At 46.2% G+C, this 24,301-nt stretch carries 19 protein-coding genes and 1 tRNA gene; 6 read left to right on the top strand and 14 right to left on the bottom strand.

Annotated elements, in window-relative coordinates:
• Nucleotides 1-2: 2 nt before the first annotated feature.
• The 6 genes from ACR9Y8_RS26915 to ACR9Y8_RS26940 are packed head-to-tail and all read right to left on the bottom strand — an operon-like array spanning nt 3 to nt 6,406.
• The gene (locus tag ACR9Y8_RS26915; protein ID WP_481217218.1) at nt 3-1,466 is read right to left on the bottom strand and encodes a restriction endonuclease subunit S; all 1,464 of its coding nucleotides are present in this window, start codon (nt 1,464-1,466) and stop codon (nt 3-5) included.
• Nucleotides 1,418-1,723 (bottom strand): hypothetical protein, encoded by a 306-nt coding sequence (locus ACR9Y8_RS26920; RefSeq protein WP_481216391.1) that lies wholly within the window; start codon nt 1,721-1,723, stop codon nt 1,418-1,420. Before ACR9Y8_RS26920 ends, ACR9Y8_RS26915 begins: the two co-directional genes overlap by 49 nt.
• Nucleotides 1,723-3,300, bottom strand: a complete 1,578-nt coding sequence (locus tag ACR9Y8_RS26925) for a type I restriction-modification system subunit M (RefSeq protein WP_481216392.1) — start codon at nt 3,298-3,300, stop codon at nt 1,723-1,725. The genes ACR9Y8_RS26920 and ACR9Y8_RS26925 overlap by 1 nt, the downstream gene beginning before the upstream one ends.
• Nucleotide 3,301: 1 nt before the next feature.
• Nucleotides 3,302-4,354, bottom strand: coding sequence for a type I restriction-modification enzyme R subunit C-terminal domain-containing protein (locus ACR9Y8_RS26930; protein ID WP_481216393.1), 1,053 nt, complete (start codon nt 4,352-4,354; stop codon nt 3,302-3,304).
• A gap of 13 nt (nt 4,355-4,367) precedes the next feature.
• Nucleotides 4,368-6,095, bottom strand: a complete 1,728-nt coding sequence (locus ACR9Y8_RS26935) for a type I restriction endonuclease subunit R (protein WP_481216394.1) — start codon at nt 6,093-6,095, stop codon at nt 4,368-4,370.
• Nucleotides 6,092-6,406 carry a helix-turn-helix domain-containing protein gene (locus tag ACR9Y8_RS26940; protein ID WP_481216395.1) on the bottom strand — a complete coding sequence of 105 codons (315 nt, stop codon included), beginning with the start codon at nt 6,404-6,406 and terminating at the stop codon, nt 6,092-6,094. Before ACR9Y8_RS26940 ends, ACR9Y8_RS26935 begins: the two co-directional genes overlap by 4 nt.
• 215 nt (nt 6,407-6,621) lie before the next feature.
• Here ACR9Y8_RS26940 and ACR9Y8_RS26945 point away from each other — a divergent pair, with 215 nt between their 5' ends.
• Together ACR9Y8_RS26945 and ACR9Y8_RS26950 are read left to right on the top strand one after the other, a co-directional pair.
• Nucleotides 6,622-7,062: a recombinase family protein gene (locus ACR9Y8_RS26945; RefSeq protein ID WP_481216396.1), complete on the top strand. Its 441-nt coding sequence runs from the start codon at nt 6,622-6,624 to the stop codon at nt 7,060-7,062.
• A 73-nt stretch (nt 7,063-7,135) separates the two neighbouring features.
• Complete coding sequence (locus ACR9Y8_RS26950; protein WP_481216397.1) at nt 7,136-8,275, top strand: recombinase family protein; 1,140 nt, start codon at nt 7,136-7,138, stop codon at nt 8,273-8,275.
• Between the two features lie 303 nt (nt 8,276-8,578).
• Here the strand turns inward: ACR9Y8_RS26950 and ACR9Y8_RS26955 are convergent.
• A tRNA-Ser gene (locus tag ACR9Y8_RS26955) sits at nt 8,579-8,663 on the bottom strand.
• Nucleotides 8,664-8,801: 138 nt separating this feature from the next.
• Between ACR9Y8_RS26955 and ACR9Y8_RS26960 the strand changes: the two genes are divergently transcribed.
• Nucleotides 8,802-9,221 (top strand): c-type cytochrome, encoded by a 420-nt coding sequence (locus tag ACR9Y8_RS26960; protein WP_481216398.1) that lies wholly within the window; start codon nt 8,802-8,804, stop codon nt 9,219-9,221.
• A 71-nt stretch (nt 9,222-9,292) separates the two neighbouring features.
• Here the strand turns inward: ACR9Y8_RS26960 and ACR9Y8_RS26965 are convergent, their stop codons facing one another.
• The 5 genes from ACR9Y8_RS26965 to ACR9Y8_RS26985 all read right to left on the bottom strand — a co-directional run bounded on the left by ACR9Y8_RS26965 (nt 9,293) and on the right by ACR9Y8_RS26985 (nt 14,212).
• Nucleotides 9,293-10,651: an outer membrane protein assembly factor BamB family protein gene (locus tag ACR9Y8_RS26965; RefSeq protein WP_481216399.1), complete on the bottom strand. Its 1,359-nt coding sequence runs from the start codon at nt 10,649-10,651 to the stop codon at nt 9,293-9,295.
• 185 nt (nt 10,652-10,836) lie between these two features.
• A complete protein-coding gene (locus ACR9Y8_RS26970) occupies nt 10,837-11,145 on the bottom strand; it encodes a DUF1905 domain-containing protein (protein WP_481216400.1) in 309 nt (102 codons plus the stop codon).
• A 176-nt stretch (nt 11,146-11,321) separates the two neighbouring features.
• The gene (locus ACR9Y8_RS26975; RefSeq protein ID WP_481216401.1) at nt 11,322-12,755 is read right to left on the bottom strand and encodes a glycosyltransferase family 2 protein; all 1,434 of its coding nucleotides are present in this window, start codon (nt 12,753-12,755) and stop codon (nt 11,322-11,324) included.
• A complete protein-coding gene (locus ACR9Y8_RS26980; RefSeq protein ID WP_481216402.1) occupies nt 12,752-13,750 on the bottom strand; it encodes a HEAT repeat domain-containing protein in 999 nt (332 codons plus the stop codon). Before ACR9Y8_RS26980 ends, ACR9Y8_RS26975 begins: the two co-directional genes overlap by 4 nt.
• Before the next feature lie 102 nt (nt 13,751-13,852).
• Nucleotides 13,853-14,212, bottom strand: coding sequence for a response regulator transcription factor (locus ACR9Y8_RS26985; protein ID WP_481216403.1), 360 nt, complete (start codon nt 14,210-14,212; stop codon nt 13,853-13,855).
• 127 nt (nt 14,213-14,339) lie between these two features.
• Between ACR9Y8_RS26985 and ACR9Y8_RS26990 the strand changes: the two genes are divergently transcribed.
• Nucleotides 14,340-15,611 carry a YaiO family outer membrane beta-barrel protein gene (locus ACR9Y8_RS26990; RefSeq protein ID WP_481216404.1) on the top strand — a complete coding sequence of 424 codons (1,272 nt, stop codon included), beginning with the start codon at nt 14,340-14,342 and terminating at the stop codon, nt 15,609-15,611.
• Between the two features lie 4 nt (nt 15,612-15,615).
• Here ACR9Y8_RS26990 and ACR9Y8_RS26995 read toward each other — a convergent pair whose 3' ends face one another.
• Nucleotides 15,616-17,616: an LTA synthase family protein gene (locus ACR9Y8_RS26995; protein WP_481216405.1), complete on the bottom strand. Its 2,001-nt coding sequence runs from the start codon at nt 17,614-17,616 to the stop codon at nt 15,616-15,618.
• 6 nt (nt 17,617-17,622) lie between these two features.
• Nucleotides 17,623-21,111 carry a response regulator gene (locus tag ACR9Y8_RS27000; RefSeq protein ID WP_481216406.1) on the bottom strand — a complete coding sequence of 1,163 codons (3,489 nt, stop codon included), beginning with the start codon at nt 21,109-21,111 and terminating at the stop codon, nt 17,623-17,625.
• 1,056 nt (nt 21,112-22,167) lie between these two features.
• On the opposite strand from ACR9Y8_RS27000, the gene ACR9Y8_RS27005 reads away from it, so the two are divergent.
• Complete coding sequence (locus ACR9Y8_RS27005) at nt 22,168-23,634, top strand: DUF3375 domain-containing protein (protein WP_481216407.1); 1,467 nt, start codon at nt 22,168-22,170, stop codon at nt 23,632-23,634.
• Between the two features lie 5 nt (nt 23,635-23,639).
• Entirely contained in the window at nt 23,640-24,224 is a 585-nt protein-coding gene (locus tag ACR9Y8_RS27010; protein WP_481216408.1) for a DUF4194 domain-containing protein, read from the top strand.
• Nucleotides 24,225-24,301: the final 77 nt, after the last annotated feature.

A 24,301-nucleotide genomic window follows, 5' to 3' on the forward strand; every position in this document is an offset into this window, starting at 1 on the left:
TTTCATGCTTCGGTGACGACGCTGAAATATATACCCGAGCGCTGGCGGGTTGTTTTGTCTTTTATCAGCTTAAAATCATCCTTGTGCAGCGATAGGGAAAAGTTCTCCTCTTCTGCATTGTAAAAGGATTGGGTTAAGCGAAGAAAAGGGTTGGTTTGCCGTTGCTGTTTTTCATCCATCTCCACATTCTGCACGGCCGATTGTATAAAAGACTTTAGATCCTCTGCATCGTTAAGTCGTGGATTGGCTTTTAGTTCTTCCGAGGCATAATAAGGTACAATGTCGGTAAGCTTTTCTCTCTGAATAAAGTTTAGCAGCATCTCAAAATTGAAATGCAGGTTGTTGTACCGTGTTTTGATATGTTTGGCTAATGACTCCCAGTTTAATAGACGTTCCTTTTCCTCATGTTTTTTGTTTTTTTCTTTCTTATAAACATTTAGCACTTTCGGTTGATTAAATTGCCATTCCTCAATTCTGTCATTAGTAGAAACAAAATATTCTTCTTCCTCTAACACTACTAAACTACTTAGGTTCAACTCCCCTTTAAATGCGCGCTGGCTTAAGGCAGCATAAAGTTCTTCCAAATCGCTTAAACTTTTTTGGAATTGAGTTTTGATCACTTCAGTTTTTTCTACAATGGCTGCGAATTGTTTTTGGAGGTTGAGAGGAGGGGTTATAATATTTAGTTTATTAATTTTAGTAAGAGTTAGCCTTTTTATTGCACCACCGGCCATTTGAGACAAAATTCCCTTTTTGACATATTGATTGTTAAGCCAATAACATAAATATTCTGATGTAACAATATTGTTGTTTGTTCTTAGCAGTGCAATACTAGACAACATACTAAATTCAAAATCATAGTTGTTTATTGCTGCGCAGCCAGTCGTCGCTCCATCTTTAATATATATAACATCTCCTTTTCTAGGATCGCATCTTTTATATATTTCTCTATGGTTTTCTTCAGAAATAAACCATGGATTTGACCAGAAATCAATAACATTTTCCCTTACATGTTTTGCCGTAATATACGGAATCCCCTTCTCGGTTATTGTCGGTGAAAAATGTGTGCCGTCTTGAATTTTGATACAAACATCCTTAAGTGTCGATTGGGCCCATTTTTTTTCATTCTTAACCGGATCACCAAACATTTTCAAAAACGTGCTTTTCAACAACTCATCCAACAAATCAATGCTTTCTTTGCGTTGTCTGATAAGTGCCTCGGCTTTGCTTAATACTGTGGCAATTTTTATTTGATCAGAATGGGAGGGGACTTCAATGGACTCATTCAGGTATTTCTCTAATTTCAGATTAATTATTCCTGTCGTCTTATTCTGATACCTTAAGGTGTAACCACGTTGATGAGCAATAAGAAGTTGATAAAACAAAAATTTGGGATAAACTTTTTGCTTGTCAGGCCTTAAGATCGCGGTGAAATTATTACAGAGAAACTCTTCATCGCTATCAATATTAAAAAAACCACCCGACCAACCGGCTGTGTAGGACTACCTCCTGATTTTTCAATAATTATATCTCCTTTAATTAGTTTCTTTCTTTGAACCTTTAAAGGGTCAACACTCCTAACAACTATATTACTGAAATTAATTTTCCCTTCGTTCGTAAAATTAGCCGTTCTTATAACCTTAACGTCATTAACGCCTGTAGCGTCCTCTCCCCATTCACCAGAGATGGTATCTGCAATTAAGTTTTTTACTGGAATTTTCATTAAAGAATTTCTTTCAATTCGTGAATAGCTTTAGTAATCAATCGCTCACTATTTATTATACGATCTAAGAGTTTTCCAGGTTCCTCGTATTTTATCTCCTCATGCACTTCTTCCTTGTATTTACTCAAACTCAAATCATAATCGTTCGCCTCAATTTCTTTCTTGGGCACAAAAAAATGTCGTTGTGTACGGTCGCTTTCTTTTTTCGGATTGCGCTTTTTATAAGCTTCAATAATCAAATGCAGATCGCCATAATTCCGGCTACCGTCCGACCTTAATAGAGGGTTACGTTTATCATCCAGGCTCCAGCCATCGCTTTGCATTTCGTAAAACCAAACGTTTTTGGTTTCACCACCCTTGGTAAAAATCAGTATTGCAGTAGCTACCCCTGCATAAGGTTTGAAAACCCCACTCGGCATACTGATCACTGCCTTTAGTTCACATTTATTTAGAAGTATTTTACGGATTTCCTTAAAGGCTTTGCCACTGCCAAATAATACACCTTGTGGCACTACCACGCCAGCTGTGCCACCCATGCGCAGCATTTTATAAATACGCTCTACAAACAACAGCTCTGATTTGGTGGTTGCCACACTAAAGGTTTCATTCAAATCGCCTTTATCAATACTACCGGTAAAGGGCGGGTTAGCCATTACAATATCATAGGCGTTATCTTCATTGTAGTTTTTGCTCAGGGTGTCTTTATAATCTATCTGAGGTTTGGTAATGCCGTGCATCATCAGGTTCATCAGCCCAATGCGAATCATGGTGGGGTCGATATCAAAGCCAAAAAATGTGGCTTCGTTAAGTATTTGCTTAGCCTTATCATCCACCAGCTTATCAGCCAGCGTACCACGAATGAAACCATTATCATCGGGTTGTTTATATTTATCGCTGGTATATTGGGTGATCAGGTATTTGTAAGCTCCCAGCAGGAAGCCAGCTGTTCCGCTGGCTGGATCCGCGATACGGTTGCCCAGCTGCGGCTGCACCAATTCCACTATCAATTCTATTACATGCGGAGGAGTGCGGAACTGACCATTTCTTCCTGCTTGTCTCAACGACTCCAATAGATATTCGTAAAAATCACCTTGCGCATCAATAAAGCGATTTTCTTTTTCCAGCTCGGTATAAATGTCATCAATCGTTTTAGTGGCTTCGGTAAGCATACGGCCGCTAGGGATTAGGAAAGCGGCATTGGCCATATGTTTGGTGAAAAAAGAATTACCATCTTCCAGTTGTTTGATAAAAGGGAATACCCGGCTTTGCACCTGTAATAGCATTTCTTCACCGGGCATTTTGGTCCAGTAGCTCCAGCGTAGGGTTTCCTTATCTACTGCATTTTTAGGGTCCTTATCATCTATGCCCGGCGGGTAGTATTCCCCGGAGAAGATGGAAGTATATTTTTCACCCAAAAAATCGGCATTGCTCAGCTTGCGTTTGTCAGTTTCGTCCAATTGCTTCATAAACAGCAAGTAAGTAATCTGCTCAATAGCGTTTAGCGGGTTGGATATACCACCACTCCAGAATTTATCCCAGAGAGCTGCCACTTTATTTTTTAATGATACTGTAAGCATATTACGCTGCTAATTGTTGTATAAATAAAATAATTTCATCAATCTCTTTATTGGAAAATACACCTCTAATACCATCGGGATGAATACCTGTAAAAGGAGCGGCTATCAGATCCCTTTTTGCTACGTCCCCCTTTTCGATCAGGAAACTGCGCAGCAGGTTTATAAACTCCAGCTGGCGCGTGTTTAAGTAAGTATGTGCTGCAATAAACTGATCGAATGAACGGGATACGGTATCCGGTAAAGATTCGAGCATTTCGATACCGAAAATATGTCTGATAAACTGTAACAGTTGCGCTTTATGATGATTATACACCTTTCGCAACAAATTGAGTGTGATATGCGGGTGTTCGTTGTGTAAAAACTTTGCCAATTGCTCAGCCTCCAATGGGCTGATGGAATTCCCTTGTTGTATTTTTTGCAGTAGCGGGCTTGCGGCTACTAATTCATTGATCTTTTGCTCCACCAGTTCACGATAGCGCGCAATGCTCAAGGATTCGTGCTGTGGTCCAAACTCTACATATTCTTTCGCATGCAATTCATCTCTCAAGTTAAACTTAACTGGCCCCAACGGAACTATCGAAGATTCCCTGAAAAGCATTAATGGCGACAGCCTTTCGATCAACTCGTCTAGCTTTTGTTCACTGATCGTAGCCCAGAAATGATTTGTTTGCGCCTGACGAATCAATGCCTCTTCCTTTGCAACAGTGTTTACTGACAAAGGCAGCTCGCTAATCTCTTCAATGATACTTTCTTTCAACGCTTCAAATTTTTCCTTATCCTGCATGAGCTGTGCCAGCGAAACTTCTACAATGTCTTTCTCAAATCGCATAGCCTTATAGTCGGCATCGGATACTGTTCTGAACAAAGGCTTGATCTCAGTTCTTAAAAAATCTATCTTATCCGCAGACAGATGCTTCCAGAAACTATCTTCTACCAGTTGCAGCAATTGCTGCCGGGCATCCAGTATCACTATAGAGTTAACTGGCAGGCTGGCAAGCTGTACTTTAAGTTTATCTATTTCCTTTTCTGCTATTCCCGTTTTATCAAGTTCCAAAGCCTTCTCTATTTTATCTAACCGTACGCCAAAACAAACGGACGGGTAATGGTATTTGTGGTTTTAGCGATTTACCTTGCGGATTGAGCTTGAAGTAGTCAAAATTATCCCAGCAATCCAATATCAAGAATTCCTCTTTTTCGGAACACCAAGGTTTGATTTTATCCTGTTCGAGCAAACGGGTGCCGCGACCAATCATTTGCCAGAATTTGGTATAGGAATATACCGGTTTGGCAAAAACCAGGTTGGTTATTTCCCGTACATCAACACCTGTATCCAACATATCTACACTAATAGCAATGCGGGGCATATCCCGGTTGGTAAATTGGTCCAACAGTCCGCCTTTTCCATATACCCGGGGGTCATCACCTACCAGTACTTTGGCCAACTCACCTCTATATTCGGGATACAAGGCATCAAATATTTGTTCCATGCGCCGGGCATGAGCTTTGGTCATACAGAAGAAAATGGTCTTTCCAGGAAGCACACCATTGGCGTCTTTGATGCACTCTTCCATAAATTCCCGTACAATCAAGGCATTGGTGCCTTGGTTAATCACCGTCTTTTCCAACTCAGTACCTTCATAGTTGATCTCCTCCATATCTTTACCTTCCAGTATAAGGTGCTTTTGATCTTCCAGCGAGATGGTCCTTTTATTAATGCCTTCTTCCTGAAACTTCGTTTTAATTTTCATTACCTGAAAGTTGCATAGATAAGGCGGTATATGATTGACAGCTTCATCGTACGAATAGGCATAGGTTGGCAGACCATCGTCGCATTCAAACAACTGGAAGGTGTTATGGTCAATTACATCGGTAGGTGTTGCTGTAAGGCCCAGGGTTATGGCGTTAAAATAATCAAGTATTTCCTGGTAGGTATTATAAATACTGCGATGGCTTTCGTCAACTACGATCAAATCAAAAAAATGTGGAGAAAGCGAGTTACTATCGCTACGGATAATATTCAACATAGTAGGGTAGGTAGACACATAAATACGTCTATCGGTGGCAATCTTTGTTTCTCCCTGGTGAGGCCAACGGGGCTCATTAGGCAAATGCTCTTTAAAGGCATCCAAGGTTTGGTCACGTAAGGCGATACGGTCTACAAGGAACAAAGTTCTTTCTGCCCATCCTGCTCGCATCAGGGCATCAACAAGAGCAATACAGATTCTTGTTTTACCCGTGCCGGTAGCCATCACCAACAAAAATTTCTTTTTCCGTTTTTCTACCGCTTCCATTACCGAACGGATAGCAGCAATCTGATAATCACGACCAGCAATTTTAGTATTAATCAATTCGCCGGCTAGGTTTTTCCTAGCTTTGCGGATATAAGCATGGCGTTCTAAATCTTCCCTGGAAGGAAATCCGAATACCTTTTGAGGAGGATAATTTTCTAAATCCCAAAAATAAATGTCGTGTCCGTTGGTATAGAAACAAAAAGGTAGTTCGCTATTATGTTGCTGTTGGATATAAAAACAATACTGTTTGGCCTGTTCCCGTCCAATACCCGCATCCACAGTTGTCTTTTTAGCTTCAACAACTGCTAGGGGTTTACCATCTTTGCCTAATAGTACATAGTCGCAGAACTGTACACCATAAGGAGTTTCTGGTTCATGGAGTTCATTAGCATTTGTAGAAACGAAAAACTCTTCGGCAACTTGGGTACGGTCCATAACATTCCAGCCCGCTTCTTTTAAGCGGGTATCAATAATCTGCTTTCTGGTTTGTTTTTCGTTGCTCAACGGTTATTTTGGTTATTTCTCAACTTTATTCCGGGATACAAATCTTTACCGGCAATTAAAAGGCCTTTTTGACCATATTTTTCCTCTTTCAATAGGTTAATAATTTGGTCAGCCAACCAGATTGACATCAATTCTTCTTCTCTTAATCCAAAGAATTTAACGAGATGCAATACTTGTTGTCGTTTGGCCTTTCTTGTTCCGCCTTCAATTTTGCTATACATAGGAGTATCTATATTAAGCTCAGCAGCAATCTCTCTTTGAAATAAACCGTTTTGCTCTCTTAATAATTTTAGTTTCTCCCCGAATCGCATAATTTCCGGTTTTTGACTTGTCTGTTTTTGACAATATTATATCATTTATTTCATAAAATCAAGACACCAATTTCACAAGCTGGCGACGATGAAGTTTAAGCGTCATCCATAAGCCATATACAGTGGAAATACGATGGAGTTGTCTTTTTCTGACTTTGTGTGCCTTATTCTTATGGAAATATACCTAATGAAGCGTCTTATATATATTACATACCATGCTAACAGCCTATTTATATATTCGAGTAAGCACCGATGAACAGGCAATAAAAGGTTATTCTTTGCCTGTACAGGAAGAAAAATTGTGTCAATTCTGTATCGCCAACAATATACAGGCACTCAAAACGATTGAAGAGGATTATTCAGCCAAAACCTTCAACAGACCTACCTGGTCAAAACTTATGGTGGATTTAAACCGGCATAAGAATCAACGTCCTGATCTCATCCTCTTTACAAAATGGGATCGGTTCAGCAGGAATGTAGCAGATGCTTATTACATGATCAGGGTACTGGGAAACCTTGGAATTGAGCCGCAGGCAATAGACCAGCCATTGGATCTTACCGTTCCTGAAAACAAAATCTTACTTGCCGTTTATATTGCTTCCGCAGAAGTAGAAAATGACAGAAGGTCATTAAATGTAAAGCAGGGCATTTCATAAAGCCAGGCAAGAGGGGCATTGGACAGCTCATCCTCCTTTAGGCTATACTCGACAATCATCTGCTCAAGGACGTATGTACCTTGCCCCCAAAGGGCCCGAAGCATCTTTTATAAGACAGGCCTTCGAGCTTATACTGTCAGACAGCCAAAGTAGTATTCAATCCATTTATGAGCAATTAACTGCCGCTGGATTAAAATGCAGTATATCTCATTTCTGGCGCATTATACGCAATCCTGTTTATTGTGGTAAAGTTATAGTTCCTGCTTTTGGCGGAGAAAAAGTCTGCCTAGTAAAAGGGCTGCATGAAGCGATTGTACCTGAACTGTTATTCCATAAAGTGCAGCACATATTGGATGAAAGGAAAAGGAAACTGATAGTTATTAGTCACCCCAATGACAAATTACTTTTGCGTAGATTTGTTTATTGCCCCAATTGCGGAAAAAGATTAACAGGAAGTGGCTCAAAGGGAATGCATGACCGGTACTACTATTATCATTGTAATGCTCCCTGCCGTTTCGGCATCCGCGCTGATAAAATCAATCAACTATTCTATACAGAGTTGGGAAAACTAATTGCTGATAAGGGATATCAAGATCTTTATAGAGATATCCTGAGGCAAACCCGCAAAGAACTTTTTACAGAACAAACGATAAGCCAAAAAGCAATTACCCAGATCATTGATAGGTTGATCGAAAGAATCATAAAGGCCAAAGAACTTCTATTGAAAGGAGAAATGGCAAATGATGATTTCCAGATAATAAAAGCGGATTGTGAGCAAAGGGTCAATATAATGGGACTGCAGTTACAACATGCTGCCATGCTCACCAGGAGGAATAAAAAGAATTTGAATAAGGTCGTACTACAATTATCCCAATTGGATCTTTTGCTGTCGACATCGGATTATGATGTAAAAAGAAAATTAATAGCCTTGGTTTTAAATGATAAGCCGGTTTTAACGGAGAAGCCGTTCTTCAATGATGTTTTAAATTTTGCAATTCAAAGTATTTATAATTTAAAAATAACCGATCGTAAAATCAGGAGTAAAGCTGCCCGCTATAGTCAAAGTACAGATGCAAAATTCAATAGAGAAATAGGGTCAAAAGTAATGGAATACGAGTTGCGAAGGAACAATGAAATCTCCGGAGATAGGGCCCAGGAAATAGTTGATTTTATGGTGAATTTAGCCGTTTTAAGTACTGAAAGACTTCATTAACTCTAAACGATATACGCAGAAAACATTGATTTCAATAAGTTAAGGGGTTGTATTCCCTCTCACTATTTGCCAAATAATGATTAAATAAATATATTCTTTAAAAGGGAAAGTTGAGCCATTGATCAATATAACACATTGATTTTATTTTAATTAAAGCTGTTTTTAAACAAAAAACCTGACTAATATTTTAGCCAGGCTTTTTTAAGAATTTATTTCCCTCGAACCTTTATGTAAATGATAAACAATTAATCTACATCTACTTAAAATTGAAAATGCAAAAAGGGTTCGATTTTTCGCATTTTGCGGAGAGAGAGGGATTCGAATCCCCGGACCTTTAACAGTCAACGGTTTTCAAGACCGCCGCAATCGACCGCTCTGCCATCTCTCCGGGCGCAAAAGTATAAAAGGAATTTAATTTAAAAAATTTTTTTTCCCGGGACCCCAAAAAAAATTTCTCCCACCCATCAAATCATATTATTAGAATTCCGGAAAAAACGATAAGTTAAGGTGATTAAAACCAAGGTCTATGAAGATAAAAGGAAGCCTTATTGTAATGTCGGGATTGCTCATTTCAGTGGCTTTGTGCTCTCTTTCCCTGCCACAGCGCGACCAGGAGGAGAAAGCCAAGAACCTGAAAGTGCTGCCTAAGAACATTAGTCATGAAGAACTCGATAATGTCATGCGGGGGTTCAAGAATGCCTTAGGGGTAAAATGCAGCTTTTGCCATGATCCCCGGAAAGATGACCCCAAGAAGCTGGATTTCGCCAGCGACGATAACAAGCACAAAGGCATTGCCCGCGACATGATGCGGATGACTGCCCGTATCAACAAGAAATATTTTAAGGAGGACGGAGATGAACCCCTGAAGGTGACCTGCTTTACCTGTCACCATGGGAATGAGGAACCGAAATCCCGGCCGGATAGTACAGGGGAGGTGAAGAAATAAACGGAAAGGAGGTAGCAGTGCCTCCTTTCATGTTAAGAAAGCACCGGGCATCCAGCAGTAAGCGCCGAATGCTAATTTTGATGCCCGGAATTCGATGAATAGTGTTTCACACCTTTGCTATCTATCACGCAGGCACTGCCTAGCACCTGGCCCCCTGTCGCATATTTCCATATAATGTTTCCGGCGGCAACATCAACGGCATATATAATTCCGTAGGTATTGCCGAAATATAACATCCCTTCAGCCAGTACAACGCCGGAATAGATATAAAAAGTGGTGGGTGTTTTCCACAGTATGATATTGGTATTGATCTTCCTGGCATACACATTACCATCTTCGCCGGCGGCATACAATATGCCATCCTGGATAATGGGAGTGGATTTGTCTTCGGTAAGTAACCAATCAAACCATTCATCCTTGCCGGTAGCCGCGTTCAACCCTACTACGGCCCGGCCTCCGCCGAAGTACACCCTTCCTTCATAGTAGGTAGGGCTTGAGAATGGAAGGTTATACGGGTGTTCCCACTTCAATGTTCCACTGCTTGCGTCAATAGCAAAAAAATGAGGGCCCTGGCTGCCAACATATACGGTGCCATTCACTACCAGGGGATTCTGATAAACAGGCAGCAAACAATTAAACTTCCATTTAATAGCGCCGTTGGTTATATCAAATGCATATAGAGAAGAATCCAGGCATCCTGCATAAATGGTCCCACCATCTACGGTAATATTGGCAGTGAAACTTCCCCCTGTCGTGTTGGATGCTTTCCACAATAGTGTGCCGTCGCTGGCGTTCAAGGCATATATATACCCCTCCCAGGATCCCATGTAAACCGTATTATCAACCACCATTAAGCCGGGCGAATCAGCATTGGTGGGGTGCTTAGGTATATTGAATTTCCATTTCTGGACGCCGTTCCTGGCATCAAGGGCGCAAATGCCATTATAGGCAGATACATACACGATTCCATTAACGACAGTCGGTGTAGAGGAAGCAGGAAAATCAGGATTTTCAGACTGCCAGATCAATTGACCAGTAAGGCCATCCAGTGCATATAGGTAGCCGGTAGCACTGGAAATGAGTACGGTTGTCCTGTAGACAGTGCTGACAACATATTTTTTTTGCGTACCATCTTCGGCTGTGACGGTATATGTTACCGGTGACGAAAAGTTTTGGGCAATCCCACTGGCAGGAGTAACAGATTTCCCCTTGAAGACGATGCTTGGTACCATACTCCTGATATCGGTTTCTGCCGGGACGGTGACCTTTATAGTATCGGTACCTTCAACAGTCCCCTCAATATCATCATAGATAAAGGCACTGTTCACCGCCTGCTTGAATCCGAAAGCAGTAATGGCTTTATCAAAAGAGGGAAGAGGTGATGCTGGCGCTGGCGCAGGGTCTTTCTTTTTGCATGCAGCAACAAGCATTCCCATCAGGAGCATTATCCAAAGGGATCGGGGGGCAGTAGGGACCAATCTCATAAAAAGTTTATAGAAGACTATTAAGGCTAGGTTTTACAACTGTAGCGCGCAAATATATGTAAACTTTATTGAATGTTAAAATCTGATGCTAACAGTCGGCATGATGAGATGGTCCTCAAACACCAGGAGGTTTATGCTTCCAACCGCTCTTCCAGCTTCACCGTCACCGGATCCCCCGCTTCCTTGCCCAGTACTTCCCGGAGCTCCACCTTCACCGGCAGCTTATGTGTACCATCTCCCACGGCCATAAAAGAGCTGCGGAAGGGATGTCCGTCAATGGTGCCGCTTACCTTTACCAGTCCCCTGGTGCCAAAGAATGCCACAGATTCCGGCCATACCAGGTAGGTCCATCCGCCCTTATTCGGGCTCTTCTGCAGTGTTGCGGTAAATTGTTTGTTCAGCAAGCCTGTTGCGGGTGCATGATGATTGGAACGTGCCATAACACAAAGTTTATGTGAGCATGATGCACCAAAGGTATTTTTAAACAGCCGCTCAGAAGGAGGGTAGAAGCGACTTTTCTAAGGGTGGTTTGCGACAATCAGCGATATTTCACGGTATAGGGATAAATCAATGTAACTATAAGATGCAGGTTTTATACTATTTCCATAAACCACCCTCACACCTTCCCCTGCGCCGTTCCAAAACCCTTTCTCGTCATTTCTCCCCAGGCCTTCTTTTTCATAAAATAATCATAATACCCCCTGATAGCAGACCACACCACAAAGGGATGGAAGATGAACGGCTCAGAAAGTGCCGCCAGCATCAGCTTCCACATTTCCTTTCTCCTCCGGTACTGGTTATACGTAAATGCTTCGATATAAATGGCGAAGATGGAGTTAAGGTATCCGAAAAAAATGATAAACAGCAGGAAAGCAAAGAACATATGCCAGTTGATCAGTCCCAGCCAGGCCATTACCAGGAACGCGATCATGCCCACAAATTCTACTACCGGCGCCAGCATTTCAAAAAAGAACCAGTAGGGATAGCTCAGCACGCCCAGCAGATCATAACGCGGGTTCAGGAACATCTTTCGATGAAAGCGCAGCGTTTCAATAGTGCCCCGCATCCAGCGGTTCCGCTGACGGCCCAGTATTTTGGTGGTCTCAGGCGCTTCCGTCCAGCAGAGCGGATCGGGTATGTAGGTCACTACATAAGGCTCGTTCTGTTCATGCATGTATCGGCGCATACGGGCTACCAGCTCCATATCTTCACCCACGGTATGTGTGTTATATCCGCCGCAGCGGATAGCGATCTCCTTGTCAAATGCGCCAAAGGCGCCTGATATCAGCAGCAGGCCATTCATTTGTGCCCAGGCCATACGCCCCAGCAGGAATGCCCGTATGTATTCCAGCGCCTGCATCCGGGCCCAGTAATTCTGCGGCAGGAAAACACGTGCCAGGCGCCCGTCTTTCACCTCACAGGAATTGGCAATGCGGATCACTCCTCCGGAAGCGATCACCTTTTTACCATCCTTTTCTTCCAGGAATGGTTTCACCATTTTCAGGATCGCATCCTGCTCCAGGATACAATCTGCATCTATACAGATAATATAATCATTGCTGGAAATGTTGATCCCCACATTCAGCGCATCCGCCTTACCGCCATTCTCCTTATCAACCACCACAAGTTTATTATAGGCAGGATGTTTTGTTTTATATACTCCCCGTACCGTTTTGGTGGGAATGCGGCTGTTCACAAAGAAATCCACTTTCTCCAGTCCGTAAGCATCTATCAGCCGCTGCAGGCTATCGTCTTTACTGCCGTCATTGATCACTACAAGTTCCAGTTTGTTATAGTAAAGCGAGAGCAGCGACCTTACATTATCAACAATATTAGGCCCTTCGTTATACGCGGGGGCCAGTATGCTTACAGAAGGCGCATAGGAAGAAGACGCCAGCAGCCGGTAATCGGTAAAGTCATTTTTGTGCAGGTACTTTCTCACCGCCGCAATGGAATTGATGCCGATGAAAATATAGAAGGCAACCAGCACAACAGAGTACAGGAAGATGCCTGCCGTTAAAACGAACGCTATTTTTTCTCCTGTGCTCATCGTGCCATTTCGCTTTTAATGTGAAGGTAAAGCTGCTGAAAAATATCTCCCGCTGCAACGGATCTTTGCTGTACCAGCGCAGCGCCGTTGCTGCAGCATTTCATCATGATCCTGGCCGCCTGCAGCTGTATGCCGGGATCGCCCTGTTCCAGCAGTGTGGTGAGGAAAGGCAGTTCTTTATCTGTTGCCATGGACTCAAGGCTTTTCAGGATGGTGGTTCGGTTGCCGGGCGTTTCCACTGCATAGCGTTGGATTAATATGGAGGCAGAGCTTTCATCGCCCACCCGTACCAGGGTCTTGATGGCCTGTTCCCGCAGCTTTTCGCGGTGGTCTTTCAGCAGCAGGATCACATCATCCAACACCTGCATCTGTTGATACAGGCCCGCCAGTTTCAGGGCAAACAGCACTACATCCGGGTTGCCGGCGTTCAGCCAGATATGCAGGTGCTCCAGGTTGCCAGGGTCCAGGGGCGTTAGTTGTTCTATGAGCTTAAGCTGCTGCCAGTCGTTCATGGGCCTGGTCAGCGTATCCAGGAAATTCAGGCCGTCAAAACCTGCAAAGGCCAATACAGCCGTCTGTGCTTCCATCCTCACATAGGCGTTGCGGTGGTTGGTATGCTTCGCGATCGCAGCCTGCATATCCTCCTGGTCCATCATGTACAGCTCGTAAATGCCCCCGGCTTTCACATGCCATATCGGGCTGCGGAATTTAGCCATGGAGTCTGCCTTCAATCCCATCTTTTCGTATAGCCACACAATATTCCTGCCTGCCAGGCCGATCAGGTTCTTCTTGGTGTTGATCAGCTGGTTGATGGCATATTGCCGGGCAATCCTGTTCTTAGGCCCCGGCGCCAGCCATTCCGGCGTAACAAAAGTATCGTCATGGGGAAAGTCTTCCGTTAGCAGGTGGCTCAGCCACTCGTCAAAAACGGATTGTACCTGTTGCTCTATCTGGTATTTCTTTCTGCGTTTGCGCAGGAGGATGCTTGTCCTCAATAGTATCAGCAGGATGATGACTATAAAAAGGGCAGTGTAAAAGTAAAGCAGTGCTGGGTCTAATGTATCCGGCCTGGTCAAGGAAAATGTATTTGGTGGCGATTATCTGCCTGACAGTTTCTTTACCCTGATTGACAGCTCAGTGAGGCTGAATGGTTTGGTCATGTAGTCATCTGCCCCCAGCTTGAAGGCTTCTTCTACGATATCCTCCTGTCCCATGGCGGATAATACAATTACCTTGATCGGTTTATCGGCCACTTCCTTCACCGCACTGACGATCTCCAGCCCGGATGCGCTTGGCAGCATAATATCAGTGATCACCATATCAGGCGGATTGCTTTTAAGGTTCTCCAGCGCCGTCGTGCCCTCAGCACAGGATACGATATCATGGCCATCCTTTACCAGTCTGATTTCAATTGTTTTGCGGATAAGGTTGTCATCCTCGGCAAGTAAGATTTTCATACAATTGTGGATTGTGATATATTCGGTCTTCTGCGGAAATATTACTAATATAACTCTAAGTAAATATACTAAAAAGCTTATACTCTGTGCCAAATAATGCACGGAATATCAGTAACTTTAACTACGAATGCACCTTGTTACTATGATCGAGATTCCCCGTTTGTCAAAAAGAGGATGGCTTTTCTATCTGCTGATCTGTTGCACATTGCTGCGGGCCAACGCACAAGACCAGCGTTCGTCCGACCAGCTCTTCCAGGACGCCCGCAAAGCGGCCTTTGACGATAAAAACTATCCACTGGCTATTCAGCTAAGCCGCCAGGCACTGGCAAAAAGTCCCGACTATAGCGATATCCGCGTGTTCCTGGGCCGGGTGTATACCTGGAATGATCATCCCGATAGCGCCCGTGCAGAGTTCCATTACGTACTGAATGCCCATCCTGATTACGAGGACGCCTATGTGGCCATCACCGACCTGGAATACTGGAACGACCGGCCCGATACAGCGTTGATTTATGTCAACCAGGGACTGCAGCATTATCCCCGCTCTGAAGAGCTGCTGTTGCGCAAAGCCCGCGTGCTGGTAGCCAAAAAGGAATTGCAGGAAGCAGCGCAGACCGCCACCCAGCTGCTGGCTGTTAATGCTTCCAACGGACCCGGACGGGCCCTGCTGAACAGTATCAAAGACCAGGTGCGCAAGAACAAGATAGACCTCAGCTACGACTATACTTATTTTGATAAACGTTTTGATCAGCCCTGGCACCTGGCCAGTATCGGCTATTCACGGCAAACAAAACTGGGAACGGTGATCGGCCGGCTTAACTACGGCCATAAATTCGGGGAAGACGGATTACAGGGAGAGATAGAAGCCTATCCCCGCATTTCTCCTACTTTCTATTCTTATGTGAATGCCGGTTATTCAGGCAGTGACATCTTTCCTAAATACCGGGCCGGCTTTTCCCTGTACGCCAACCTGCCTGCTGCCTTTGAGGCAGAACTGGGTTTTCGCTACCTCTACTTTGATGATGCCGTTTGGGTATACACCGCTTCCGTGGGTAAATACTACAGCAATTTCTGGTTCAACCTGCGTACTTATCTTACACCGGGAGAAGGTGATCTGTCCCGTTCCTTTACCTTCACCACCCGCTACTACACAGCAGGAGCAGATGATTTTATCACGCTCGGCCTCGGTACCGGTATCTCTCCGGACGATCAGCGCAATAACATCAACTATTCCATCAACACCAATCTTACGTCCTACAAATTGAACCTGGGTTATCAGCGTACGGTTGGGCGGCAGAACATCATAGGCGCCATGGCCACCTGGTATTATGAAGAGTTCCGGGCAAAGACCTATGGCAACCAGGTCAATATCGGCATCATCCTGCAACGCAGGTTCTGATCCTTTACTTCGTATAGGCTTTATAGAGTGAATCTGGTATCAGCTGCTTCCGCTGTACCATCTTATCGTTTTTATCCAGGAAATAGTTAAAGCCGGACATTAAACGCTTTTGCATTGTATCGTTCTGCGCCGGTTCCAGGTCCATATTGGGCAGGATCCTGAACAGGTTGCCGCTGTTCACCATCCAGGTGCCATCTACATAATCCACCAGGTCGTTTTTCGTTTGCATCAAAGGATAATGATGCAGGTTGCGGAAATCGCGCGCCGTATCCAGGCCGCTGCCAATCCAGGTCACCTGCTGCGGAGCGGAGAAGCCCGGGTATTCCCGCAGGTAGGCCAGCAGGCTCGGACTGATATCGAAATGGGAAGATATAGCACGGAAAGTGGCGCTGCGCGTCAGCAAGGGAGAATATATGATGATGGGCGAATGATAGCGGTCTATTTTAGAGCGCATCGGTATCTCCGGCAGACGGTGATCTCCTGTGATCAGGAAAATGGTATGCTGGTAGTCCGGCCTTTGTGCAAAGGCCTTCAGGAAGCCGCGCAGACAATCATCCATATACATCACAGAAGTGTATACGTCGCGGTACTGCATGAAAGCGCTCATCCTGCTGGTATCTGCACCCTGTTGCCGCATACGGTCAGTGGCCAGCTGTTGATAATGATCCTGTCCGGGCACAATGAAAGGGGAGTGGGTGGATACCGTCAGCAGTACATCCAGCCTGGGCTGGGTAGTATCAGCTGGTGTGCTTTCCAGGTATTTGCGGAACAAGGCCCTGTCAGAATATCCCCAGGTGAACCCGGCCTGGGAGGGCAGCTTTTCATACCCGTTACCGAAATTAGGTTCATGAATGATACTGTCCACACCTTGTTTTTGCAGGAACAGGTCCATCTTATCAAAGCCGGCATTGCCTGAATACAGGAAGCGGGCACGGTACCCGTTATGACGGCTGATGTTGATCAATGTCAGCGCAGGCGGCATATCACTTCCCTGCTCATTATAGCCGCTCCTGGCAAAGGGCAGTGAACCTAATACGGTAGGCAGCACGGCAAATGTTCTGCCTCCGCCGCTCAGTCCATTTTCCCAGTACAGGCTGTGCTGCGCCAGCGAATCAATGAAGGGCGTAAAGCTGCCCAGGTAAGCGCCTTTGCCGGAGAATGCCCTGCCAAGCCCTTCTACCAATATGATTACAATGTTAGGTTTCCGCGCGCTGTCTAGCCGCAGAAAAGAACCCAGTACATTGGGTGTATTCGCTTCGCGTAAAAAGGGATAAGCATCTCCGCCTACGTATTTGTAACCCACAGGAATGGCCAGGTCCGCCATATCCAGGCTGCGGCGTTCGGGGAAGAAATGCTGTCCTGACCGGGTAAGGAAATAACCTGTTTTGTTCAATGCGGCATTACCGGTGTATTCCGTACCCAGGTGGTTGGCCGTCAGCTCCTGGGACACCGGCACTTTAAAGAAGAACAAACAGAGCAGCACAAACCAGAAGCCACGCCGGTCGCCTTTGATGTGCCGGCGCGCAATTAAGATGATCAGGATGGTGATGGTAGCCAGTAATGCCAGTAACAATGCAAAGAAGGCGGGCCTGAAAGATCCGGCTGCCGCGCCGATGGTTAGCTTGATATCGTCAGCGGTATAGCCGTATATATCTGCACCCAGCAGTACAGATGTTTGCTGAAAGTAGATGATGAGCGCAATACTGGTAATGGCGTATACGCCGATCAGGAAGAGATAGAGACCATTGGCCAGCCTGTTGCTGATGAACATGTATAGCAGGAGATAGGGGACCACCACCCAGCGTACAATGCTTACAAACGTAAATACATCCGTCCGCAATGCCTGGTAGATTATCGGCCAGGACATTTCCTGTAGTTTCCCGGTGAACTGCAGTCCCGCCATATCCACCAGTCTTAAGAAAAGTATCAGCACCAGCAGCAGGGCTGAATACAGCAGGAAGCGGTTAAAAGCAGGGATCCATTGATGTAGCGCAGGAATTTTCATAAGGCCTCAGATAGAATTTTGCATCAGCTTTTTACAGTATGGCAATTCTCGCAATATTTCTTTTACTAAACGCTCGCGTTCGGCGGCTTGCATTCCGGCGCCCTTCTCCAGCTGCTGTCCAAGTTCCGCCAGCCTGGTGAGGCCGATGGTGATACCAAGCCCGTACAGCTTGTGACCGATGTGGAACAGCTCCCGTTCATCCTCCATCCCCGCATTGCTGATCCGCTCTTCCAGTTTGTTCAGTTCTTCCAGCCCGGTGCTGATCACATGTTTCATCAGCGCTTCATCCACGTCTCCACCAAGATAATAAACTAATACATCTTTATTGAAATGCTCTTTGTCTTTGTTAAGGGTTGTTCCGTTCAGCCCACTTTCACCGGCATCAACAAAGTAGCTCCATTTTTCCAGTATGGTGATCATATCTTCTTCTACAAAGGGTTTAGGCAGAAAGTCATCCATGCCTGCCGCCAGGCATTTTTCTTTTTCTCCTTTTACATTGCCGGCGGTAAGGGCGATGATCGGAATGCTGGCGCCGTAGGCTTCCCTGATCTGCTGCGTAGCTTCGTAACCGTTAAGCCCGGGCATCTGCACATCCATGAATACCAGGTCGGGCTTGCTCTCTAACGATAACGCCACCACGGCATTGCCGTTCTCTGCCTCCGTGATTACGGCGCCGGGCGCAGCCCTTTTAATGATGGTTCTGGCCAGCATCATATTCACGGCATTATCTTCTGCGATCAGGATCTTCAAAGGCCTGTCCTGCAGCGCTATGCTTTTTGCTGCTGCAGCAGTAGTGTGCTGTTCTTTTTTTCTGTAGATGCCGGACAACGCATTGTAGAGGTCCTGCATCTTGATCGGTTTGATCAGGCGCTGCGAAACATTGTATTTTTCGCAGGCCCTGATCACTGTATCATCATCTGCAGAGCTGTGCAGCAGTATAATGGGTTTTGAAGCATTCGGCTCCTCAAACTGTTCCCGTATCTTCCTGATGGTTTCCAGCCCATCCATATGCGGCATATGGTAATCTATGATCAATACATCATGATCAGTGTGGACAGACAGCAGCTCCAGGGCTTCAAAACCGTTCCTGGCCTGGTCTGAAGCGATATGCTGCAGTAAGAGCATCTGGCTGATGATAATACGATTGTGCTCATTATCATCTACGATCAGCACTTTTCGAATACGCTCGGCGCCTTCCCATTGGATGCGTTCTTCATACTCTGCTTTTACCGGTAGCTCAAAAGTAAAGACAGATCCCTGCCCGGGTATGCTCTGCAGCTGTAAACGGCTGTTCATCAGTCCCAGCAGCTTATTGGAAATATTGAGCCCAAGGCCGGTGCCTCCATACTTCTTGGTAATAGAAAGATCTGCCTGGGAGAATGCTTCAAAGATCTTGCGCTGGTGCTCCGGCGCAATACCGATGCCCGTGTCCCTTACTTCGAAACGTAGTGTGATATAGCCTTCGTTGTAGGGATTAACGGCGGTGATCTTTAGTTCTATCTCTCCTTTTTCTGTGAACTTAACGGCATTTGTGAGCAGGTTCACCAATACCTGTTTCAGCCTTACGGCATCTGTCCAGATATAGCGGGGCAGATCAGGCGAAAGGTTGAGCAGCATTTCTATATCCTTTCGCTGCAGCTGGTATTTGATCATATCGCTTACCTGGCTGCCCATCTCCAGCAGGTCGTATTTGCCAATGTCCAGCTCCAGTTTCTCTGCTTCTATCTTTGAGAAATCCAGGATATCGTTGATGATGTTCAGCAGGGCATTGGCCGATTCATTCACAATGCTGAGGTACTGGTACTGGTTTTCACTGAGCGTTGTTTTCAGCAGCAGGTCGGTAAACCCGATGATGCCGTTCAGGGGCGTCCTGATCTCATGGCTCATATTGGCCAGGAACTCTGATTTGGCCTTGCTGGCCTGTTCTGCCTGCTGTTTGGCTACTTTGAACTCTTCGCGGCGCAGGCGTTCCTCCGTAATATCTTCGGTAAAGATCATGATGCCGCCAATGGCGCCATCATACTGGTACCAGGGGCGGATCTCCCAGCGCAGGTACTGGTCCTGCTCAGACCAGGAGGGCCGCCAGCTTTCTTCCTCTCTTCGCTCAATGGCGCCCCGGAGCGCGCGCTGATGGATCTCCTTCCAGTCTTCCCGCAGGTCGGAGAACACTTCATACAGGGGCTTTCCTTTCAGTTCCTGTCCCTCCAGCCGGTAATCTGCTATGAACTGGCGGCTGCAGGTGATAAAATGCAGTGTATCGTCCAGCATGGCTACTGCAGCAGGCACGTGGGCTACAAAGGAGGCGAGCTGCATCCTGGACTGCTGCATTTCGATGAAGATCTTCATCCGGTCGTCAATATCCTGTATGGTGCCGTATATACGTTTACAGCGGCCGTTCACAAATTCTGAATGCCCGATGGACCGGATCCATATTTCACGCCCGGTGTTGGTGATGAGTTGCAGTTCGAGGTCCCAGCCGGTGCCCAGCTGGATGGCTTCATTAACGGCCGCCGCTATTTGCTGCCTGCTTTCTCCCTCTTTGTAAAAGGTGAGGATGGTAGGCAGATCAGGCTCAAAATTATCCGGCGCTTCCTGGATCTGCCGGGCGATAGAAGATCCGAATAATTTTCGTTTCTCCATATCTATTTCCCAGAAACCGATGCGGGCCACTGAATTGGTCTGCTCCAGCGCTTCCTTGGTGCGCTTCAGGTTTCGTTCCAGTTTGTGCATTTCCGTAATATCGAGGGCATTGCCGATCACATATTCCTCCCCGTTATCATTTTTCATCAGCACATTGTTGAATAGCCATATACGGGTGGTCCCATCACGGTGTCGTGTATGCATGATTCCCTTTACGCGGATATCTTTTTGGATCTGTTCCAGGTATTGATAGAGGCCCGGATGGTATTGCGGAGGTACAATGTCAAACAGTGTTTTGTTTTTTACTGCTTCCAGCGGATAGCCCAGGTCTGCAGCGCTGGCCGGGTTCACGGCCAGGAGCTTCCCTTTCAGGTCGTGCAGGCACATTAATGCTTCTGCATGCTGGAAGAAGGCGCGGTACTTTTGTTCGCTGGCTCTTAATAAACGTTCCCGTAGGAGCTGTCTTACTACCACGGCAGCTGTGTCGGCTACTGCGGAAAATAATTCCCGCTGTTCCTCGCTGAGCGCACCGGGGTCATTGTCCGTAACGGCCAGTATGCCAGCGGGCGCATCCTGTTCATCTTCCAGCAGGGCGCCTGCAAAAGACCGGAACTGCGGACTGCCGCCCGCGCTTTTCCTGAGCGCAGGTTCCTCCAGTATATCCGCCGTTTCAAAGAAAGGACGGTGTTGTACTACTGCATGGCAGAGCAGCTGTTCAAGGGCATTGCAGGCCTGGCCGTCGGCCGTACGCCATCGTCCCTGTTCATCCCGGAAATAGAGGATGGCAGCGGCTTTCCTGCATGCAGTAGCAGCCAGCCTGGTGATCGGTGCTATATCGTTATTCGCAAAAGGCATAACGGTGGATAGTTTGCAAGGTACAGGTAGCTGTTGCCGCAAAAATGGCACCATAGGATGGCGGCCATAGGATATGTAGGCGATCAGTTTTTTCGGCCATGGACAGTGTAACGCTTGTGACTCTCAGTGCTAAATATAACAAATTATCTACTTAAATTGCAGTAACGATATGGAAAAGTATCGTCCCAACGCGGGTTCGTTTTTCTGCTCTACGATGAAGATGCCACTTACTATTTTGATGCAGACAGCCTGAATACGGAAAATTTTTCCCGGTAGCAGGCGGGATTAGAACAAACAGGTCTTCCATCTCCGTCATTACAAGGCCCGGGGGCCTGTGGAGAGCCGGGCCGAAGCAATCTTTTAGTTAATCTTCGCGGAGGTTGTATTAAAAGATTGCTTCGTCGCGCCTCACACAAGGCTTTACGGCTCCTCGCAAAGTACCCGCTCACATCAACATAACGACGCGCAGGCCCAAATACCCCCTCGCCTCAGGCCCTCCTGAACTCCTGATCAAGTCCACCTTACGTCCAATAACCCTTGTGTTATACTATAGGCACACTATACTCCTACAAGCCGCTTACCCCCGGGAACCATCTTAGTCCCCGCTTTAGTGATATCCCTGTCTTCTCCTCGTCAGCCTTTAGTCGTCCCCTCATCAGCGCCTCCTCTCTTTACCCCTCCTTCAGCTCCCCGCCCTGTCCACTGACAACTATCAACTGTCAACTGTCCTCTCTTTTCCCCTCTAACCCCTTGACTTTCTTACCCTTCGAAATATCCACAAATGTTAATAACTCTGCCCGCCAATTCTTTTCCGATCGCCATCTTTCGTTTATATTTGCCGGTATGACAAGTCAAGCTTTGTTGAAAAGAACCGGTGCCATCCACCTGGCCATGATTCCATTGATACATCTACATATTCACATAACCGCACATCCGCTGCAACGCGGCAATTGCTAAACAATATTTTTTAACCGCCAAAACGATACTTAATTGAACGGGCAGCAAACCTGTTCAATTTTGGGATTTGGTATTTGGTACTTGGAATTTTACAAGTAGATGCGCAGTGAAGATATTGCATACACCTTGAACACGCATCCTGCATTCCAGATGGTCAGGTTGCAGAACGCCCGCTGGGTGCTGCCCCTGCTATACAAAGTGTTCAAGGAAGACAACCGCTTCCTGGTAGAAGAAAGAGCGCTCATCCAGCTGGTAGCCGAAACCCTTTCTAGCCACACAGAAGGTACCGAGAACCTGGAAGAGGCCAATATCACCTTTGGCGAGAACGAAGAAGCCCGCAGCCGTAAATACATCCTCAACTGGGTACAGAAAAGGATCCTGCAGGATTTCACCGATGCAGAAGGCGCTGTACAATACCAGCTCAGCGCTAATACGGAGCGCGTGTTCCAATGGCTCACCGGCCTGCAGAACCGCCAGCACGTGGGTACGGAGAGCCGTTTCAAACTGCTCTTCAACTCCCTGCGCGATATCGTAGAACATACCGAAGACGATGTGCGCAAAAGGTTGCAGATGCTGAAAGACAAACGTGCTGAAATTGATAAGGAGATCAAAGCCATAGAGCTGGGCTTCGCACCAGACAGCTACAACAACGCGCAGGTGCAGGAAAGGCTGGAGCTCTTTACCCGCCTCTGTTACGAGCTGATAGGTGATTTTCGTGAAGTGGAAGATAATTTCAAACAGATCCATCGTTCTATCGTAGAGCATCATACACGTACAGAACAGCATAAAGGCGCTATCGTAGGCTATGCCTTCGAAGCATATGATGCGCTGCGTAACAGCAGCCAGGGAAAGAGCTTCTATGCTTTCTGGGACTTCCTCATTTCCCGCGCCGGACAGGAAGAATGGAAAGAGCTCACCAGCCAGCTGCTGGAACTGGTACAGGAACGCGACATCACTGCCGACGAAGCTTTCATTCAAGACGTGAAATCCATGCTGCTCCAGCAGGGCCGCACCGTATACGACGCCAACGATAAAATGGCGGAAAAGCTGAGCCGCATTATCTCTGAAAAAGAAATTGCCCGTCACCGCCGCCTGCGCCGCCAGATCAGCGCCATTAAAGAAATGGCTTTCGACCTGATGGACCGCCCCGACGTTCCCTGCGGCATCACCATTGAAGAAGGCGTGGAGATAAAGATGATCATGGACCGTAAACTGCAGATGGCGCCCAAGAAAGCGCCTGCTACTGTATTACAGCCCATCGCTGCAGCAGAACAGATCGCCGATCCTGAACGCCTGAGCCGTGCGCTCACCGCGCCCTTCATCGATAAAAAGAGACTATGGGACAAAGTGGAACATGCCCTGCATAAGCAGAAAGTGGCTTCCCTCCGCGAGATCCTGGAAATGAACCCGCCGGAGCACGGCCTGGCCGAAGTGGTAGGATATTTCCGCTTTCTCCGCGAGTTTCCTAATAAAGTGAGTGTAGTGAGCACTGCCACAGAACTGATCCCCATCAACAGCGATCAGACCAAATTCGTGGAAGTGCCATATTTACTATTTAATTCCTGAGCAAGATGACAACACCTGCCAGACTGCTGCCCTTTACGGCAGTACTGATAAAGTTACTCAAAGGCCCGGTAGAATACCTGGAGAAAAGCAGCTGGGAAAAGTTGCTCAAGCATAAGAATGAGCTGCAGGCCTTCCTGCTGCCATTGGGCCTTACACTGGTGCTGGATGAAGAAGACGGCTACGCATTCGTCAAACATGCGCTGCCCGAAGAAGAAGATGCAGGGATCAGCTGGATCCAGCGCCGTACCCTTACCTACGAGGAAAGCATCATGCTGGTACTGCTCCGTGAGATGATGGCCGAATTTGAAACAGGCGAAGCCACTACCCGTGAGCTGATCCGCAAACGCCGCGAAATAAAGGAATACGCCTCGCTCTTCTTTAAAGAAAATGCCAGCCGCGTAAAATTCCTGAAAGAGATAGACCGCCTGATCGACAAGGCAGAAGAATTTGGCTTCCTCTACCGCGAAGAGCCACACGAAATACCAGACGAACAGCGCTTCCGGATCTGCAAGATCATTAAAGCACGCATCAGCACGGAAGTGCTGGATGATTTTTACAGGCAATTACAAAGTTTGAAGTCTGAAGTTTGAGGTCTGAGGTTCGTTCCAGGTTTGAAGTCCACGAATACTTGCCTTAGCAAAGGCACTTGTCTTGTACCTTCAACCTT

The organism is Chitinophaga sp. SVR4-12A (genome assembly GCF_056754765.1).